Origin of the sequence: Nocardia tenerifensis NBRC 101015, assembly GCF_000308715.1 — a bacterium.
In the GTDB taxonomy this organism is placed as follows: Bacteria; Actinomycetota; Actinomycetes; order Mycobacteriales; family Mycobacteriaceae; genus Nocardia; species Nocardia tenerifensis.
Genome location: NZ_BAGH01000435.1, coordinates 1 through 478, shown reverse-complemented (window position 1 = coordinate 478; position 478 = coordinate 1). Strand labels below are relative to the sequence as shown.

General features: G+C 66.5%; 1 protein-coding gene. It reads right to left on the bottom strand.

Features of this window, described 5'->3' with window-relative positions:
- A partial coding sequence (locus ON39_RS33835) for an acyltransferase domain-containing protein (RefSeq protein ID WP_040740312.1) occupies nt 1-478 on the bottom strand: 478 nt, incomplete at both ends.

Below are 478 nucleotides of genomic sequence, written 5' to 3'. Positions count from 1 at the left end.
ACCGTCGAGGTCGGTCCGTTGATTGCGGCGATGTTGGTGTGGGGGTGTTGGGTGAGGTGGGTGTGGAGTTGGTTGGGGGGTAGGGCGATGGTGGCCATGGCGCCGTGGCCTGCGAGGGTGTGGGCGATGATTCGGCTGCGGAGTGCGGTGATGCGGGCGGCGTCGTCGAGGGTGAGGATTCCGGCGTGGGTGGCGGCGGCGATTTCGCCTTGGGAGTGGCCGATGACGGCGGTGGGTTCGACGCCGAGTGCGCGCCAGGTTTCGGCGAGGGAGACCATGATGGCCCAGAGTGCGGGTTGGACGATGTCGACGCGGTCGAGTGCGTCCTCGCGCAGCACTTCGGTGAGTGACCAGTCGACATGAGGTTGCAGCGCTTGTTCGCAGCGTTCGATCCAGGCGGCGAAAATTGGTGAGCTGTCGAGGAGTTCGGCGCCCATGCCGGGCCATTGGGAGCCCTGGCCGGGGAACACGAACACGA